This is a genomic window from Phocaeicola paurosaccharolyticus JCM 15092 (assembly GCF_000613805.1).
Classification (GTDB): domain Bacteria; phylum Bacteroidota; class Bacteroidia; order Bacteroidales; family Bacteroidaceae; genus Phocaeicola; species Phocaeicola paurosaccharolyticus.
In genome coordinates this window covers 12,445-30,097 of record NZ_BAJR01000018.1, presented here as the reverse complement: position 1 = coordinate 30,097, position 17,653 = coordinate 12,445, and the positions used below count along the sequence as shown (strand labels likewise).

Here is a 17,653-nt window from a genome sequence, read left to right as displayed (position 1 = left end):
ATAATTAATGGGTTAATACTAAGTTGATTATAATATTTTTTTGAGTTTCTCTTCTAACTGTGCTTTTGAAGCTGCGCCAACCTGTTTGTCAACTACTTCACCATTCTTAATGAAAAGCACTGTAGGTATATTACGTACACCAAATTTACCGGTAAGTTCGTCATTTTCATCAACATCACATTTACCAACATTAACCTGATCTTTATATTCATCAGCTAAAGCCTCAATATCTGGACCGATTTTCTTACATGGACCACACCATGATGCCCAAAAATCTAATACTAAAGGCTTGTTCTCTGCCAAAATACTTTCAAAATTATTATCTGTAATTTCTAGTGCCATCTCTTATCTTATTAATAGATTATATATGCAAATATACTAATTTATTTTAAACGACAATTGGGGCTGACTTTTTATATAACTCATAACTGTTTTCTCAACCTCAATGTGTATTGTCTTCGAGCTAAGGCTCACATGCATCTCACCATCCTCATCTTTCACAACGAAGCATAGTTCTGCTCTTCCGGGATGTTCCTTTACTATTGAAAGCAGATCGGTTATCATCTCATCGTCAACCGATGAAAGAGGTGCATTTATGGTAATTTTATCTATAAGTTTGTCTTTTACTTCAGAAAGTAGTTCTATATTACCTACTTTTACCTCCCACTCATCCTGTTTCCACTGTCTTGATTGACATTTGCCCTTCAAGAATAGGAACATTCCTACCATAAAGAAGTTTCTTTTATCAATCCATTCTGAACCGAAAAATGCAAATTCATAGGAGCCTGAGTAGTCTTCAACCTTCGCAATACCATAAGGTTTTCCTGTCTTTGTCTGACCTTCGCGTACATTAGTAACTATACCACCCATAACAAGGTCTCTGCCCTGTAACGGAGTGAGATCAGACAGCTCCAACATGGTAACATTACATACGTTCTCAAGAATTACTGAATATTCATCAAGAGGGTGAGCTGAAAGATAGATACCTACCAGTTCTCTCTCTCTGTTCAACTTCTCAAGATCACCCCACTGTGATGCAGAGACAATCTCAGGAGTTGCCACTTCAACCATATTGTCACCACCAAAGAGTGAGTTGGTAGCAGCCGACTTATCCATCTGATATTTATTGCCATATCTAACCAATACCTCAGCGAATTCTTCACCCTTGGCATTCATTTCGAAAAAGTCCTCTCTCTTTATCTCAGGGAAACTGTCGAAAGCACCTGCCAAAGCAAGGTTTTCAATATTCTTACGGTTACAAGCTGACAGGTTTACTCTTTGGACAAAATCGAATATATCTTTATAAGGTCCATTCTTCTCACGCTCGTCAATAATGCTCTGAACAGCACTTTCACCAACACCTTTTATCGCTCCAAGGCCAAAACGTATATCACCTCTATGGTTAACAGAGAATTTATGGTAACTCTCGTTTATGTCAGGACCAAGAGTACGTATACCAGTTGCCTTACATTCGTCCATCAGTTTAGTGATTTCGGTAATGTTTGAAATATTTCGGCTCATTGTAGCCGCCATATATTCAGAAGGATAGTTCGCTTTAAGAAACGCAGTCTGGAAAGCTACCCATGAGTAGCATGTAGCATGCGACTTATTGAACGCATATGATGCAAACTTCTCCCAGTCGGTCCATATCTTCTCAAGAACCTTTGGATTATGTCCGTTCTTCTGTCCTCCCTCGATAAATTGAGGTTTCATGTGATCCAGCTTATCTCTAAGCTTCTTACCCATGGCTTTACGTAAAGCATCTGACTCACCACGAGTAAAGTTGGCAAGAAGACGAGAAAGAAGCATGACCTGCTCTTGATATACCGTGATACCATAAGTATCTTTAAGGTATTTCTCCATGATAGGTATATCGTACTCAATAGGCTTACGACCGTTCTTTCTGTCGATGAAATCGGGGATATAGTCCATTGGACCTGGTCTATAAAGGGCATTCATCGCAATAAGATCCTCAAAAGTTGTCGGATTCAGTTCACGGAGATATTTCTGCATACCTGCAGACTCGAACTGAAATGTTCCAATTGTTCTTCCCTCACTATAGAGTTCATATGTTGCAGGGTCCTCTATGTTTACATTATCTATATCCAGTATAATTCCCTTACTACGTTTGATATTCTCTACAGCCTCCTTTATAATCGATAGGGTCTTCAAGCCCAAGAAGTCCATCTTGATAAGACCGGTATCCTCAATAACACTACCTTCATATTGTGTAACGAGCATCTTCTCACCAGTCTCTTTATCATCAGCTGTACTTACAGGTACCCAATCGGTAATATCGTCACGGCAGATAATGGTACCACAGGCATGCACACCTGTATTACGCACATTACCTTCGAGCATCTTCGCATACTTTATAGTATCACGTAATATCTGATTTGGTGAAACTTCGGCAGCCTGCAGCTCTTTTACATATGCAATGGCATTAGGAAGGTTCATCTTCTTATCAGGTATCTTGTCAGGTACAAGCTTACACAATCTGTCTGATTCAGGAAGAGGAAGTTTCTGAACACGTGCTACGTCCTTAATAGCCAATTTAGTGGCCATTGTACCGTAGGTAATGATATGTGCAACTTTCTCCTGACCATACTTCTCGGTCACCCAATTCAACACTCTGCCTCGTCCGTCGTCATCGAAGTCAACGTCGATATCAGGCAAAGAGATACGGTCCGGGTTTAAGAAACGCTCGAACAGAAGGTCATATTTAATAGGGTCTATTTTTGTGATTCCAAGACAATAAGCCACAGCGGAACCCGCGGCAGATCCACGTCCTGGCCCAACAGATACATCCAGCTCTTCACGAGCAGCTCTGATAAAATCCTGCACAATCAAGAAGTATCCAGGGAAACCCATGGTCTTCATGATATGAAGTTCGAACTTTATTCGGTCTTTAACTTCGTCCGAAAGTTCTTCTCCATAACATCTCCTTGCACCTTCCATAGCAAGTTCTCTCAGATAGTCCGCCTCAAGCTTTATACGATAGAGCTTATCGTAACCACCAAGTTTCTCAATCTTTGACTTGGCATCAGCCTCACTCATTACAACATTTCCATTTTCGTCTTGAGTGAATTCATCAAAAAGATCTTTCTCATTATATTTTTTCCTATATCCCTCCTCTGTACCAAACTCCTCCGGAATTTGGAAAGTAGGCATGATAGGTGCATGGTCGATAGAATAGAATTCAACCTTGTCGCATATATCTGCTGTGTTTTGAAGAGCTTCAGGTTGGTCTGCAAAAACCTCGTTCATCTCCTCTTTAGTCTTCATCCACTCCTGTTTGGAGTATAGCATACGATTTGGGTCATCAAGATCCTTTCCTGTACTAAGGCAGATCAATCTGTCGTGTGCCTCTGCATTCTCTTCATCTACGAAGTGAACGTCATTGGTGCAGACAAGTTTTACTCCATATTTCTTTGAGAATTCTATTATCTTTGAGTTAGCAATCTCCTGAAGTTTGTATGCTTCATGATTTGCTCTGGCAACAGTAGCCTTGTGCCTCTGTAGTTCAAGATAGAAGTCGTCGCCAAATACTTTTTTATACCATTGGATAGCCTCCTCGGCCTGTTCATACTTACCTGCAATAATATTTCTAGGTACTTCACCTGCAATGCAGGCAGAACATATAATAAGACCTTCACTATGCTTCTCCAGTTCCACCCTATCTGTTCTAGGTCGCATATAGAAACCTTCAGTCCAAGCTTTCGAAACTAGTTTAATAAGGTTATGGTATCCTTTTTCATTTTTTGCAAGAACTATAAGATGGTATCCGCTTTGATCAGGTTTGCCCTCTTTATTGAACAGACGTCTTTTGGCAACATACATCTCACATCCAAGAATTGGTTTGAATAGTTTCTTTTTTGCATTTTCTATTGCCTGTTTAGCCTCTTCAATCTCTGATATAGGAGCTCCCTCTTTCTCCAATGATGAAATTTTCTTTTTTAGAGTTTTAATCTCACCATTAGTTCCACCATTTTTCTTATTAACGTAATTAAAGAACTCCTTTATTCCAAACATGTCACCATGGTCGGTTACAGCAATACCTTTCATCCCATTAGCTATTGCTTTATCAACAAGTCTAGGGATAGAAGCCTGACCATCAAGTATTGAGTATTGTGTGTGAACATGTAAATGGACAAAATCCTGCATAATATTATCTCTTCATTTTAAAACTTGGTTTAAAGATACTCTCCTTTAGGAAAAGATGCAATAAGAATAATCTTTAATTAAATAAAGAGAACTATTTTTTCTTTAAAAGGGTTGTAAACATCCAATTCCGTTTCGTTTTATTTGCATAGCTTTTAAATTAAATATATTTTTGCCAAACATTTGGTTTCGCAAAATTATGAACCGACTAAAAAAATTAAAGAAAATAAGACTACATAGAGAAGGAACAAGCATATTAATAACAAGTGCTTTTTTGCTTATTGCAGTAAATGCATTCATATATTGGTTATTTGATTGTAAAATTCCATTCTTTTTCTTGGCTCTCACAAGCACTGTAATTTATCTATTAATGATAAATTTCTTTCGTTGCCCTATCAGACTATTTGAACACGACACAGAAAACATTGTTGTAGCTCCTGCTGATGGTAGGGTTGTTGTTATTGAAGAAGTTGATGAAAATGAGTATTTCCATGACCGCCGACTAATGATATCTATATTCATGAGCATAGTAAACGTTCATGCAAATTGGTATCCCGTGGATGGAGTAGTAAAATATGTTGCTCACCACAACGGTAAGTTCCTTAAGGCTTGGTTACCTAAAGCCAGCACAGATAATGAAAGATCAACGATTGTCATAAAGACTCCTGAGGGGCAGACTGTTTTGACAAGACAGATTGCAGGTGCCATGGCTAGAAGAATTGTTACATATGCAGAAGTTGGCGAGGAGTGCTACATTGACGAGCATATGGGATTCATTAAATTCGGTTCACGAGTTGACGTCTATCTTCCATTAGGAACAGAAGTTTGTGTTAAGATGGGGCAGTCAACAGTAGGTAATGACACAGTCATTGCTAAGTTAAAACCATAAAACATAATAAAATGGCAAATTCTATAACACGCCATATTCCCAATACAGTTACTTGCTGCAATCTATTCTCCGGCTGCATTGCCTCAGTAATGGCATTCAACGCTGAATACGATATGGCTATTCTTTTCATTATTATTGGAGCTGTATTCGACTTTTTCGATGGCATGCTTGCAAGATTACTATCTGTATCAGGCCCAATGGGCAAAGAGTTGGATTCATTGGCAGATGATATAACTTTCGGATTTGCTCCATCTGCAATTGTATTTTCACTACTTAAAGAGGTAGACTATCCTGAATTTCTACTACCAATATCTGATATAGTTCCCTATTTTGCATTTATCATTGCTGTATTCTCTGCACTTAGATTAGGAAAGTTCAATATTGACCCTCGTCAGTCATCATCATTTATAGGTCTTCCAACACCTGCTAATGCACTATTTTGGGGATCACTTGTTGTTGGTGGTCACGATTTTCTGATATCACATTCATTCAACGCCCTATATCTAATAATTTTAATAATATTCATGTCTTGGCTTCTTATAAGTGAGATACCAATGTTCTCTCTTAAATTTAAAAGCCTATCATGGAAAAAAAATAAGATAAGTTATATATTCCTTATTGTCTCAATTCCTCTTCTTCTATTCTTAGGAATAAGTGGTTTTGCAGCAGTTATATTGTGGTATATAATTCTATCAGTTATTACTTCTAGATATTCAAAACAATAATCTGGAAAGATTTTTTTGATGGTATATTAACGAATTATTATATGTTTGGTTTTTTAGGATTCATCTTTATCATAATTATTTTTGTAGTGATTATAGGCTTAGTCTTTGTCAGTACAATATTATCGAGCATCTTAAGGATATTTGGTATAGGGAAAAAACGTACAAGCCGAAGAGAGACCTATACTAGAAGTGATAATAACGAATACGGTAACAGCTCTACTAAAGAAGACAGTAGAGCCAACGGTAACTCTCAAGATCAAAAAAGTAAGATAATAAGTGAAGATGAGGGAGAGTATGTTGATTATCAAGATATAAAATAGACTTATCTCTTATTTCTGAAGAATTTCTTTACAATATCTGCACATTCTTCACACATAATACCTTTTACTACTTCTGTTTTAGGATGCAGTGCATCAGGTGCAAACCTTTGATAACCACGTTTTTCATCCTCAGTACCAAAGACAACCTTTCCCATCTGAGACCATCCAATAGCTCCGGCACACATCACACACGGTTCAACGGTAACATAAAGAGTACATTTATTTAAATACTTTGCACCGAGGTAATTTGCAGCAGCTGTTATAGCTTGCATCTCAGCATGCGCAGTCACATCATGCAGTGTCTCAGTAAGGTTATGACCTCTTCCAATAACATTTCCATTGCACACAACCACAGCACCTATCGGAACCTCTCCTCTCTCCTGAGCTTTTTCAGCTTCAATGAGTGCCTGCTTCATATAAAAATTATCGTCTCTTTTTAGAATTTCCATATTTTATTTAACTTTAGCTACTGATATCCATATATTTATAGTGAAATTCATTCAGCATATCTGTATGTTATACCAAAAACAACTTATACTTTATGAATTGACTAGTATAATGTTGCACAAAAATAGTTACTAATGGAGATAAAACAATCTTTATCTTCTTAAAAAGATAATATGGCATTACATAATGAACTTGGACATAGAGGCGAAGATGTTGCCTGCAGATATCTTGAAAAAGAGGGATATATCATTAAGGACCGTAACTGGAGATCGGGCAAGAAAGAGTTAGATATAATTGCCTTTGATAAAGATGAGCTTGTAATCATTGAGGTTAAGACAAGAAGAAATATCAATTTCGGTAACCCTGAGGATTCAGTAGTCGACAGTAAGATAAAGAGGATAGTATCTTCGGCCGATGCTTATATCCGTCTGTTTCAGATAGACAACTCTGTACGATTTGATATAATTTCGGTTATCGGAGATAGTGAGCCATTTATCATAAATCATATAAAAGATGCATTTTACCCGCCCATCTGGCGATAGAGATAAAAATATATCTTATTTTTGCAGCATATAAAAGTTATCTACATTATGGCTAAGTACAAAAGAATATTATTGAAGCTCAGCGGTGAGAGTCTGATGGGCGAAAAGCAATATGGTATAGACGAAAAGCGTCTTGGCGAATATGCTAAACAGATAAAAGAGATACACGATCTGGGAGTTCAGATTGGAATTGTGATAGGTGGTGGTAATATATTCCGTGGACTGAGTGGAACTTCTAAAGGTTTTGACAGAGTAAAAGGCGATCAGATGGGTATGTTGGCTACAGTAATCAACAGTCTTGGTCTTAGTTCTGCACTCGAAGTTGAAGGGGTAAAAACTAAAGTCCTTACTGCCGTAAGAATGGAACCTATCGGTGAGTTCTACAGCAAGTGGAAAGCTATTGAAGCAATGGAAAGCGGTGCTGTTGCCATATTATCTGCAGGTACAGGTAACCCATTTTTTACTACTGATACAGGCTCTTCACTTAGAGGTATAGAGATTGAAGCAGATGTAATGTTAAAGGGAACACGAGTTGATGGTATTTATACTGCCGATCCTGAGAAAGACCCCACTGCTACAAAATTCGATGATATAACTTACGATGAAGTACTAAGTAGAGGACTAAAAGTGATGGATCTCACAGCTACATGTATGTGTAAGGAGAACAATCTTCCTATTATAGTATTCGATATGGATACAGTAGGTAACTTGAAGAAAGTGATCAACGAAGAAAACATAGGTACTTTTGTACACAACTAATAAGAAAAGGATGAACTGACCCCCAAAAGTTAGACAAAAACTTTTGGGGGTCAGTTCAAATTAAGTATGGATCTTTTTCTATCTAATAATAAACTTGCGGACTTCGCAATTACTTACCCTCTCTATAGTACGTATATTGCTAAGCGGTATATCTTGAATGTTTGCCTGAATGGCACGATTTATAAGTCCATGTCCTACTGCCAGGATAGTGCCGTCATAGTTCTTCTTAAGGTACTTCACAAAATCCCCGGCACGTTCATAAAGCATCTCTTGTGTCTCAACATCCGATGGAAGATTTTTTATATCAACATCTTTTATCAGCATGCCAGTCCAACTTCCCCAGTTTACCTCTCTTAGAAGTTCAGTGCGGTAATATTCAACCTCTTCTCCATCTAATAGAATATCAACAGTATCTACAGCCCTTTGCAAGTCGCTGCATATTATAGAATCGAATTTAATATCTTTCAACTCTTCACGCAATTGCTTAGCCTGTTCAATACCCTCCTCAGTCAATGTACCAGGAAGATGCCCTTGAAATATCCTCTCTAAATTCTCTTTTGTTTGTCCATGTCGGACAAGATATAGTGTAATCATTCTTTTAAATCTTTCTACCACTACAAATTTACAACTTTTACAACAGCATCAAATAAAAAAAGGTAAAGCATTAGTATAATAATCGACAAAGCTCTATATTGCAGATAATCAAAAATTGTTTTACTTTTGTTTCTACAATTCGATTCGTATAAATAAAGCTCATACTAAATAATATAATTATATGACAGACGTTAAGACTTGCCTTGAAGAGGCTCAAGAAAAAATGGACATGGCCATTATGTATCTTGAAGAATCATTGGCTCATATCCGTGCAGGAAAAGCCAGCACACGCCTTATCGACGGAATCCGCGTTGATTCATACGGAAGTATGGTTCCTATCAACAACGTAGCCGCTGTATCTACACCCGATGCTAGAAGTATCGCTATCAAGCCTTGGGATAAAAATATGTTTCGCGCTATCGAAAAAGCTATCATCGATTCCGATCTTGGCATCACGCCTGAAAACAATGGAGAGATTATCAGAATAGGTATTCCTCCTCTGACAGAAGAAAGACGTAAACAACTTGCTAAACAGTGCAAGAGCGAAGGTGAAACTGCTAAAGTAAGTGTGCGCAATGCTCGCCGCGATGCTATCGACATCCTTAAGAAAGCTGTAAAAGACGGCATGCCTGAAGATGAGCAGAAGAACGGTGAAGAAAAACTTCAGAAAGTTCACGACAAGTACATCAAGAAGATTGATGATTTGCTTGCTGAGAAAGATAAAGAAATTATGACAGTATAATAATTTGAGGCGCGAAATACAATAGATGAGAGGACTTGTTATAAAAAACACCGGAAGCTGGTATCTTGTAAAGACCGACGATGGAAGATATGTTGAGTGTAAAATCAAAGGAAACTTCCGACTCAAAGGTATCAAAAGTACTAATCCTGTGGTAGTGGGCGATTACGTCCAGATTGTTGACAACAATGACAATGCCGCTTTCATTACTGAAATTGAAGATAGGAAAAACTATATTGTACGCCGCGCCTCAAATCTTTCCAAACAGTCGCATATACTTGCTGCAAACCTCGACCAGTGTATGCTCATAGTCACTGTAAACTACCCAGAGACTTCAACTACCTTCATAGACCGTTTCCTCGCTTCTGCCGAAGCATACAGGGTGCCTGTAAAGCTTATATTCAATAAAGTTGACAGATACTCTCAAGAGGAGGTGAACTATATGGATGCCCTCATCAATCTATACACAAATATCGGCTACGAATGTTTCAAGATATCTGCAAAAGAGAACATAGGTCTTGATGAGATTAATAGAGAACTTAATGGAAAAGTCACTCTCCTATCCGGCAACTCCGGAGTAGGAAAGTCTACCCTTATTAATGCCATGCTCCCTGAAGAATCGCAAAAGACTAGAGAGATATCTGTCATGCACAACAAAGGTATGCATACCACTACATACTCAGAGATGTTCCCTGTTGATGGCGAAGGATATATAATAGATACTCCGGGAATAAAAGGATTCGGCTCTTTTGATATGGATGAGGAAGAGATGAGTCACTATTTCAAAGAGATATTCAAATTTTCAGTTGACTGCAAGTATGGTAACTGTACACACAGGCATGAACCGGGATGTGCTGTCATCAAAGCTGTAGAAGATAACTACATAAGCCAGTCCAGATATAACTCCTACCTGAACATGTTGGAAGATAAGGAAGAGGGGAAATATAGGGCTGCTTATTAATAAACCATATTTTATTATGAGATATTATTTTATTGCTGCTATATTTTTTATGACGGCTTTCTCTGTTATTACACATGCAGCAACACCTAAGAAGAGCCTGCCTGAGAAAAAAGGTGTTGAGAGTATTAACCGTGCTACAGCCGAGGCTCATATTGGTTTTCTTGCTTCTGATCAACTTCAAGGACGCGAAGCTTCTGAAAATGGTGGAAAGATAGCTGGCGATTATATCATCTCAATTCTTAAACAGATGGGGCTGAGACCTCTTTTCAACGACTATGATCAACCTTTCGATGCTTACCGCGCAGAGAGACAGAAAAAAGGACAATACCAAATTCATCCTGACTCTATTGCTATACTTAAGGAAGATGTACACCAGAAACTTTCAATGCGTAATATTCTTGCCAAGATAGATGGTAAAAATTCTAATGAGATTATAATTATCGGTGCTCATTACGATCACCTCGGAATGGATAAGCATCTTGAAGGCGACAAGATATACAATGGCGCTGATGATAATGCGTCGGGAGTATCTGCCGTGCTGCAGGTTGCAAGAGCTTTCCTGGCAACAGATGTACAACCTGAAAGAACTGTGATATTTGCTTTCTGGGATGGCGAAGAGAAAGGACTATTAGGTTCACGTTACTTCACTATGACATATCCTGAGCTTAACAAGGTTAAGGGTTATCTTAACTACGATATGATTGGAAGAAACAAAAATGAGCAGAAACCTAAATATGTAGTTTATTTCTATACTGCCAGCAAGCCTATTTTCGGAGAATGGCTTAAGAAAGATATTGAGACCTACAGACTCCAATTGGAACCTGACTACCGTTCATGGGATAATCCTGTAGGAGGTAGTGATAACGGAAGCTTTGCCAAAGCAGGTATTCCTATAATATGGTATCACACCGACGGACATGCCGACTACCATATGCCTGGCGACTCAGCGAGAAGATAAATTACAACAAGGTGGTGGATATAACGAAGGCTCATTCCTAAATATGTGGAATCTGGCAAACGCAAAATATTAATGAAATAGAGAGCCTATAGGACTAGTAAAACAGTAGATAGGCTCTGCTTATTTTTAAGCCATCTCGAAACCCGATAATAAGATTTGTTTTGTCAATAAGAACTATATACAATAGTAGTCCGGCTTTATTGTAATTAAAAAACCATTTCTTTCCTCTTATATGGAGCCAGACTATTGGGTAATTTTATTTAAGAGACATATACATGGTGCATGCCATCTTCCGGATAGAGTCAGACTATTGAATGAATTTATTAAGGAAAGCACACATCCTCAGATATTATATTCCATAGGATCATAGCCCCAAAAAGGAACGTAAATTATTGATTATGCGTAATCAAAGATAAGCCGGATTACATTTCTTCTTGGATTTGATGATACTTACTATTTTAGTAGTATATTTAAAATTGTAAAAGGAGTTTCCCCATTAAGATATTCTTCTGTTCACTGATAACTATATATATTATTTAAAATTCATAAAAAATGGTTGAACTTCAAAAATGAAGTTCAACCATTTTTATTTTATTTGCTCTGCAACAAAGAAGTTGCATGATTATTAGTTTGTATTCAAAAGCAATAGTATAAACAATTACTTTTTAATGTCACAGCTTCCTGCGCAACGTGGCTTAATCTGTTTGAAGAAGTCATTTCCTTTATCATCTACAAGGATAAATGCAGGGAAATCTTCAACTTCAATCTTCCAGATAGCCTCCATACCAAGTTCAGGATATTCCAAACATTCGATGCTCTTAATGTTATTCTGAGCAAGGATAGCTGCCGGACCACCGATAGAGCCAAGATAGAAACCACCAAATTTCTTGCAAGCATCTGTCACCTGCTGGCTACGGTTACCCTTAGCAAGCATAATCATGCTACCCCCATGTGACTGGAACAAATCAACATAAGAGTCCATACGTCCTGCAGTAGTTGGGCCCATAGAGCCACAAGCCATACCTTCTGGAGTTTTAGCAGGACCTGCATAGTATATAGGATGATCCTTGATATATTGAGGAAGATCCTCACCACGATCTAAACGCTCTTTAAGTTTTGCATGAGCAATGTCACGGCCTACTATGATTGTACCATTCAAAGAGAGACGAGTAGATACAGGATATTTAGTCAGCTCCTTAAGGATTTCAGACATTGGCTGGTTAAGGTTGATTTTTACAGCATCACCCTCGCCCGCTTTTCTAAACTCTTCCGGTATTAAATCTCCTGGTTTATCATCCATCTTCTCAATCCAGATACCATCTTTATTGATCTTACACTTGATATTTCTATCAGCAGAGCAAGATACTCCAAGACCGATAGGACAAGAAGCTCCATGACGAGGAAGACGTACTATACGTACATCGTGTGCCATATACTTACCACCGAACTGAGCACCAAGACCAATTTTATAAGCCTCTTCAAGCACTTGTTTCTCAAGTTCAACATCGCGGAATGCACGACCATATTCATTTCCTGAAGTAGGAAGTTCATCGTAATAGTGAGTTGAAGCAAGTTTCACAGTGAGAAGGTTCTTCTCAGCAGATGTACCGCCGATAACGAATGCTATATGATAAGGTGGACAAGCAGCAGTACCAAGGCTCTTCATCTTTTCAACCAAGAATGGAACCAAAGTATTAGGATTAAGCACAGCCTTAGTCTCTTGGTAGAGATAAGTCTTGTTTGCAGAACCACCACCCTTAGTAACACAAAGGAATTTATACTCCATACCCTCTGTAGCTTCGATATCTATCTGAGCAGGGAGATTACATCTTGTATTAACCTCATCGTACATATTAAGAGGAGCATTCTGTGAATAACGGAGATTCTCTTCAGTATAAGTCTTGTATACTCCTAAAGAAAGAGCCTCTTCATCGCAATATCCAGTCCAAACATGCTGTCCCTTTTCTCCATGAATAATTGCTGTACCTGTATCCTGGCAAAGAGGAAGTTTTCCTTTTGCAGATACTTCAGCATTATGCAAGAAAGTAAGAGCTACATATCTATCGTTATCACTAGCTTCAGGGTCAGAAAGGATCTTTGCTACCTGTTCGTTGTGTGAACGACGAAGCAAGAAAGATACGTCACGAAAAGCAGCATTTGCCATTGCTGTCAGTCCATCTTTTGCAACCTTAAGTATTGGTTGTCCCTCAAATTCTCCAACAGATACATAATCTTTAGTTAGAAGATAATATTCTGTCTTATCAGGTCCCAAATCGAACATAGGTTGATAATGAAAATCAGGTGTTGCCATAAATTTATATTATTAGTTAAATTGTTACATATTTATGTGACAAAGGTAACAACTATTATTGAAATTTTTCCTTAATGAGGTTTAAAAACTTTAGGAAAGTGGCTACCTTTGCAGCTACTATTTTTTAATCATAATTTAACGAGAATGAAAAGAACTCCAAAGCTACTTTATCTAATTTTATCACTTATCTGTTTTCTTAATAGCACATCTTTACAGGCAATAAGACTCTCTTCGGGTGACAGCATAACCGATAGCCTGAGAAAGATATATTCCAAAAGAGAGGTTATGATAAAGATGCGTGACGGTAAGAAACTATATACTGCCATTTATGAACCTAAAGATAACTCAGAGAAACACCCAACCTTAATGATGCGCACTCCATATTCATGCTCCCCTTATGGTGATGGATTTGACCGCGGTTTTTATGGCTCTCTGAATAACTATATCGAGAATAACTATATAATAGTCTTCCAAGATGTGCGTGGGCGCAATAAGAGCGAAGGAGAATTTGTTCAGATACGTCCTCTTCTAAAAGAGAAGAAAAGTAACAAAGATATTGATGAAGCAACGGATACTTATGATACTATAGAGTGGCTTATACACAACACCCACAGTAATCAGAGAGTTGGAACATGGGGCATAAGCTATGACGGGTTCTATGCAACGATGAGTGCATCATGCAACCATCCTGCACTGAAAGCTGTATCACCACAGGCTCCTGTAACCGATTGGTTCCGTGGAGACGATCGCCATCACAACGGTGCTTTCACACTACTTCAGACAACAAACTTCCTGCCACGACTAGAAGGTAAAAACATGGGACGTGGAGTGATAAGCAATATAGTAAAAAATGATGTATACACAGACTTCCTGAAAGTCGGTACCTTTAAGGATATAGACTCTATGGTTAACGATAGTACGGAGACAATGTGGAATAATATCAAGAATCATCCAAACTTAGACCAGTTCTGGAAAGAGCGCGATGTACGCCAGGCTTGCTACAACCTTAAACCTGCCATACTTGTAACAGGAGGTCTTTTCGACTCAGAGGATTGCTACGGAGCATGGGAAACATATAAAGCAATAAAGAAACAGTCACCGTATACCGAACTTTATCTTGCATTTGGGCCTTGGTGGCATGGAGCATGGACTAGAAGAGATTTTCAAGCATTTGGAAATATCTACTTTGGGAATGATTCTTCAAAGGATTATCAGGATAACATTGAGTATCCTTTCTTCAGATACTATCTTGAGGGTAAGGGAGAGAAGCCTCAAAATAATGTCAGTGTATTCTTCTCGGGAGATAATCGTTGGAGAGCATCCAATCAATGGCCTTTGACAGGAATGATTCCTACTCCACTATATCTGCATGGCAATGGCTCTGTCTCTACAGATATGCCACAGGATAAATCCTCTTCAAGCAAGTATATATCTGACATGGGACATCCTGTGCCATACACAGCAAACCCTACCACATATCGTACGAAAGAGTTCATGGTAGACGACCAGAGATTCGCTTCTTCTCGTCCAGATGTGCTGACATTTGTAAGCGAGCCACTGAAAGATACTCTCAGATTAGGTGGACCAATAGAAGTCGAGCTTAAAGTTGCCATTGAGGGAACTGATGCCGATTTTATGGTAAAGGTTATAGATGTTTTCTCTGAAAACTTCGACTATAACAATGAAATCAAGGATAGATACAATATAAGCTACCCTATGAGCGGATATCAGCTTATGGTACGAGGTGAACTATTCAGAGGACGCTTTCGTGAAGGTTTCGATAATCCTAAACCATTCAAGCCGGGCAAGGTAACCGATGTAAACTACACTCTTTATGATGTAGCTCACACTTTTCTTCCAGGACATCGTATAATGGTACAGATTCAAAGTTCATGGTTCCCTATTATTGACCGTAACCCACAGAAGTTCATTGATACATACAATTGTAGTATTGAAGATTTTATGATGAAGCAGAATATAGAGATATTCCACCAAAAAGGAGCTGCTTCGAGAGTAATTCTACCAATAGTAAAATAAATAACAGATATTATCTCTTAATTTACTTATCCAAAGCCTTAGGATATTTGTCCAAAGGCTTTGGATAATTGTTTTATGCCTTTGGATAATAAATCAGATATAAGAGAAGCTCTTCTTCTATTAATCATTGAAAAATATACTTCGTGATGAATAGAAAAAGAGCTTATTTAATAGATATTCCTCTATCTCTTCTAATAGAGAACTAGATTATATTATTCAGACGAGATATCAGTTCATTTCCAAGTTCAGTCTTCACCTCAATATGCTGAAGAACGGCAGTAACAAAGGTATTACTTTCGAAAGCACCTCTAACCTGTTCAAAATCCTGCTCCTGCTCCTTACGGTTACCATCTGCACCAAATCCGGTCATTGCCGAGAGAGAGAATTCCTTCTTAGCATCTGCATAGACCATATTGTCGAGAGATACGACAGCATTCATCCATTCATTTACAATATGAATAATATCTTTTGCAGATAGCTTAGATGCATCAAGTTTATAGTATTCCAGAATCATCTCGTATGCCCAAGTCCATTCATAAGTATAGTAGTTGGCATGCATAATCGCAAAACGATCATGAATCTGATCCACATTAGTCAGCTCTCCACTTTCAATGTCATTCATCAGTCTCTCAATCTCACTCTTTGGGGCTATAAGACCAGATATATCTACCATTCACCTTTTCCAATCTCAGTATCCGGTTGAAGTCTCTCTCTTATTGACGAATCATCCTCAGGAATAAGTCCTTCGAGTCGTTTAATAACTGAGTTTCCTAAAAACTTATTAACAGCCATTTCATAGAAATGAATACCATTATTAAGCGATGAATTCTTAATCTTTGCACTCTGATAAGCATAAATATCTGATGTCTCACCAGACACTTTTCTAAGATCTTTAAGTATACTCATTCCATTTATCATCTTTTGGATGGTATATGGACTTAAAAGATTATAGTTTATCTGATCAAGGCGGTTAGGATCGGTACGTCCATCACGTTTAGGCCACTTCTGAGCATCTCTTATAGTACCAACGCTCCTCAAGTTAGCTCCTGGTACCAGATAAGTAGTATTCTGCTGCTCTATGAGGTAAGAGAATGGAAGGTTGGAAGTATCGGAATGGTTTACATGACGCCCCATAACAAGTGAGAAAGCTCCTATACGCGCAGGCCAAAGTATATATGAGTCTGAAGTGGTTTTTGCACCTCTTTCCATAGCTCCTTGGTGTATCGGACCTAACTTATACATATGGTTACTCTGGTTTGAACCGGAACCTGCATTCATAAACGAGAACATACCGGCAATGAGCAGAGTAGATTTATGATGTGTAACAGTAAAAGGACCGGCAAATATTGCGCAAGCCTCTCCATTCTCCTCCTGACAGTTACTGAAGAAGAGTGAATCGGATGCTGAATATGTATGCCCAAGGTGACAAGCCTGACCAATGAAGCAGCGAGTAAGCATAGTTCCATCTTCAAGGCTTGAACCACTAGATATTATAAAGTCATCGCATACAACTCCGTAACCGATGTGCACCGGGGCTACCTTACAACTGTTTATACTACCGTTTTTCAATCTTCCGGCACCCTCTATCTTACAGAAGTCACCTATTCGCACATTCTTAATATATCCTGCATCTACTATAGTAACGTTATTTCCTATTGTTCCCACATCGGATGCATTCTCTTCAGCATACTTGAATATAATACTTTTCATCTGGCATATGAGCTGTGGGCGATGGCGGTAAAGAGCCATAATGTATGCTTGATGAGCTGAAAGACGGTCATGTATATAGACCTCTCTTCCACCTGTCTCATTGAGCACAGCGACCTCTGTACCATTGCCGAACTTGCTCTTTCCATCTACAAGTATTATATCTACATTTTCAATGAAAGTATTGTTGCCGATTATATAGTTAGCTATATAGTTCTTAATATTCTCAATGCAGCAGTTATCGCCTATTGTAACATTATGCAGAGTCGAATTAGATATACCGGAGTGTTTCTGAATACCACCTGCTAAGGTGAACTCCTCTTTAAACACTCCTAATTTTACTACACCCGAAAAGCGTGTGTTATGTATATACTTTGGGTCAAAGTTTATATCTACCTCTATTGTTGACCACTCTTGTGCAGTGCAGGATTGTTTCTCGAGAATCTCGATCTCATCCTTTCTCAATAAGCGATATGTTTTCATAATATAGTATTTAATTACTC

General features: G+C 38.3%; 13 protein-coding genes and 2 pseudogenes. 9 read left to right on the top strand and 6 right to left on the bottom strand.

Features of this window, described 5'->3' with window-relative positions:
- Positions 1–27: 27 nt before the first annotated feature.
- Both trxA and dnaE read right to left on the bottom strand, forming a co-directional pair.
- On the bottom strand, positions 28–342 hold the full coding sequence (gene trxA, locus JCM15092_RS08690) for a thioredoxin (protein ID WP_024994322.1): 315 nt from the start codon (positions 340–342) through the stop codon (positions 28–30).
- A gap of 36 nt (positions 343–378) precedes the next feature.
- Entirely contained in the window at positions 379–4,164 is a 3,786-nt protein-coding gene (gene dnaE, locus JCM15092_RS08685) for a DNA polymerase III subunit alpha (protein ID WP_024994321.1), read from the bottom strand.
- Positions 4,165–4,360: 196 nt separating this feature from the next.
- Between dnaE and JCM15092_RS08680 the strand changes: the two genes are divergently transcribed.
- The 3 genes from JCM15092_RS08680 to JCM15092_RS08670 are packed head-to-tail and all read left to right on the top strand — an operon-like array spanning position 4,361 to position 6,095.
- Entirely contained in the window at positions 4,361–5,050 is a 690-nt protein-coding gene (locus JCM15092_RS08680) for a phosphatidylserine decarboxylase family protein (protein WP_024994320.1), read from the top strand.
- Between the two features lie 11 nt (positions 5,051–5,061).
- Complete coding sequence (pssA, locus tag JCM15092_RS08675; RefSeq protein ID WP_024994319.1) at positions 5,062–5,775, top strand: CDP-diacylglycerol--serine O-phosphatidyltransferase; 714 nt, start codon at positions 5,062–5,064, stop codon at positions 5,773–5,775.
- 41 nt (positions 5,776–5,816) lie between these two features.
- Positions 5,817–6,095: a DUF4834 family protein gene (locus JCM15092_RS08670; RefSeq protein WP_024994318.1), complete on the top strand. Its 279-nt coding sequence runs from the start codon at positions 5,817–5,819 to the stop codon at positions 6,093–6,095.
- A gap of 2 nt (positions 6,096–6,097) precedes the next feature.
- On the opposite strand, the gene JCM15092_RS08665 is transcribed toward JCM15092_RS08670, so the two are convergent.
- Positions 6,098–6,544, bottom strand: coding sequence for a nucleoside deaminase (locus JCM15092_RS08665; RefSeq protein ID WP_024994317.1), 447 nt, complete (start codon positions 6,542–6,544; stop codon positions 6,098–6,100).
- Positions 6,545–6,715: 171 nt separating this feature from the next.
- Between JCM15092_RS08665 and JCM15092_RS08660 the strand changes: the two genes are divergently transcribed.
- Positions 6,716–7,084 carry a YraN family protein gene (locus tag JCM15092_RS08660; protein WP_024994316.1) on the top strand — a complete coding sequence of 123 codons (369 nt, stop codon included), beginning with the start codon at positions 6,716–6,718 and terminating at the stop codon, positions 7,082–7,084.
- 48 nt (positions 7,085–7,132) lie between these two features.
- Positions 7,133–7,843, top strand: coding sequence for a UMP kinase (gene pyrH, locus JCM15092_RS08655; protein ID WP_024994315.1), 711 nt, complete (start codon positions 7,133–7,135; stop codon positions 7,841–7,843).
- Between the two features lie 78 nt (positions 7,844–7,921).
- Here pyrH and JCM15092_RS08650 read toward each other — a convergent pair whose 3' ends face one another.
- Positions 7,922–8,437, bottom strand: coding sequence for a histidine phosphatase family protein (locus JCM15092_RS08650; protein ID WP_024994314.1), 516 nt, complete (start codon positions 8,435–8,437; stop codon positions 7,922–7,924).
- Positions 8,438–8,618: 181 nt separating this feature from the next.
- Between JCM15092_RS08650 and frr the strand changes: the two genes are divergently transcribed.
- The 3 genes and pseudogenes from frr to JCM15092_RS15560 all read left to right on the top strand — a co-directional run bounded on the left by frr (position 8,619) and on the right by JCM15092_RS15560 (position 11,168).
- The gene (gene frr / locus JCM15092_RS08645; protein ID WP_024994313.1) at positions 8,619–9,179 is read left to right on the top strand and encodes a ribosome recycling factor; all 561 of its coding nucleotides are present in this window, start codon (positions 8,619–8,621) and stop codon (positions 9,177–9,179) included.
- Between the two features lie 25 nt (positions 9,180–9,204).
- Positions 9,205–10,137: a ribosome small subunit-dependent GTPase A gene (gene rsgA, locus JCM15092_RS08640; RefSeq protein WP_024994312.1), complete on the top strand. Its 933-nt coding sequence runs from the start codon at positions 9,205–9,207 to the stop codon at positions 10,135–10,137.
- Positions 10,138–10,186: 49 nt separating this feature from the next.
- Positions 10,187–11,168, top strand: a pseudogene (locus tag JCM15092_RS15560) (M28 family metallopeptidase).
- A gap of 585 nt (positions 11,169–11,753) precedes the next feature.
- Here the strand turns inward: JCM15092_RS15560 and JCM15092_RS08630 are convergent.
- Positions 11,754–13,406: a fumarate hydratase gene (locus JCM15092_RS08630; protein WP_024994311.1), complete on the bottom strand. Its 1,653-nt coding sequence runs from the start codon at positions 13,404–13,406 to the stop codon at positions 11,754–11,756.
- A gap of 144 nt (positions 13,407–13,550) precedes the next feature.
- Here JCM15092_RS08630 and JCM15092_RS08625 point away from each other — a divergent pair, with 144 nt between their 5' ends.
- Entirely contained in the window at positions 13,551–15,443 is a 1,893-nt protein-coding gene (locus tag JCM15092_RS08625) for a CocE/NonD family hydrolase (protein WP_024994310.1), read from the top strand.
- 202 nt (positions 15,444–15,645) lie between these two features.
- Here the strand turns inward: JCM15092_RS08625 and JCM15092_RS15555 are convergent.
- Positions 15,646–17,633: pseudogene (locus tag JCM15092_RS15555) on the bottom strand (DUF4954 family protein).
- Positions 17,634–17,653: the final 20 nt, after the last annotated feature.

Excerpts from the sequence above, each read along its gene's own strand:
- trxA (WP_024994322.1), bottom strand. The coding sequence starts at position 342 with ATGGCACTAGAAATTACAGATAATAATTTTGAAAGTATTTTGGCAGAG.
- dnaE (WP_024994321.1), bottom strand. The coding sequence starts at position 4,164 with ATGCAGGATTTTGTCCATTTACATGTTCACACACAATACTCAATACTT.
- JCM15092_RS08680 (WP_024994320.1), top strand. The coding sequence starts at position 4,361 with ATGAACCGACTAAAAAAATTAAAGAAAATAAGACTACATAGAGAAGGA.
- pssA (WP_024994319.1), top strand. The coding sequence starts at position 5,062 with ATGGCAAATTCTATAACACGCCATATTCCCAATACAGTTACTTGCTGC.
- JCM15092_RS08670 (WP_024994318.1), top strand. The coding sequence starts at position 5,817 with ATGTTTGGTTTTTTAGGATTCATCTTTATCATAATTATTTTTGTAGTG.
- JCM15092_RS08665 (WP_024994317.1), bottom strand. The coding sequence starts at position 6,544 with ATGGAAATTCTAAAAAGAGACGATAATTTTTATATGAAGCAGGCACTC.
- JCM15092_RS08660 (WP_024994316.1), top strand. The coding sequence starts at position 6,716 with ATGGCATTACATAATGAACTTGGACATAGAGGCGAAGATGTTGCCTGC.
- pyrH (WP_024994315.1), top strand. The coding sequence starts at position 7,133 with ATGGCTAAGTACAAAAGAATATTATTGAAGCTCAGCGGTGAGAGTCTG.
- JCM15092_RS08650 (WP_024994314.1), bottom strand. The coding sequence starts at position 8,437 with ATGATTACACTATATCTTGTCCGACATGGACAAACAAAAGAGAATTTA.
- frr (WP_024994313.1), top strand. The coding sequence starts at position 8,619 with ATGACAGACGTTAAGACTTGCCTTGAAGAGGCTCAAGAAAAAATGGAC.
- rsgA (WP_024994312.1), top strand. The coding sequence starts at position 9,205 with ATGAGAGGACTTGTTATAAAAAACACCGGAAGCTGGTATCTTGTAAAG.
- JCM15092_RS08630 (WP_024994311.1), bottom strand. The coding sequence starts at position 13,406 with ATGGCAACACCTGATTTTCATTATCAACCTATGTTCGATTTGGGACCT.
- JCM15092_RS08625 (WP_024994310.1), top strand. The coding sequence starts at position 13,551 with ATGAAAAGAACTCCAAAGCTACTTTATCTAATTTTATCACTTATCTGT.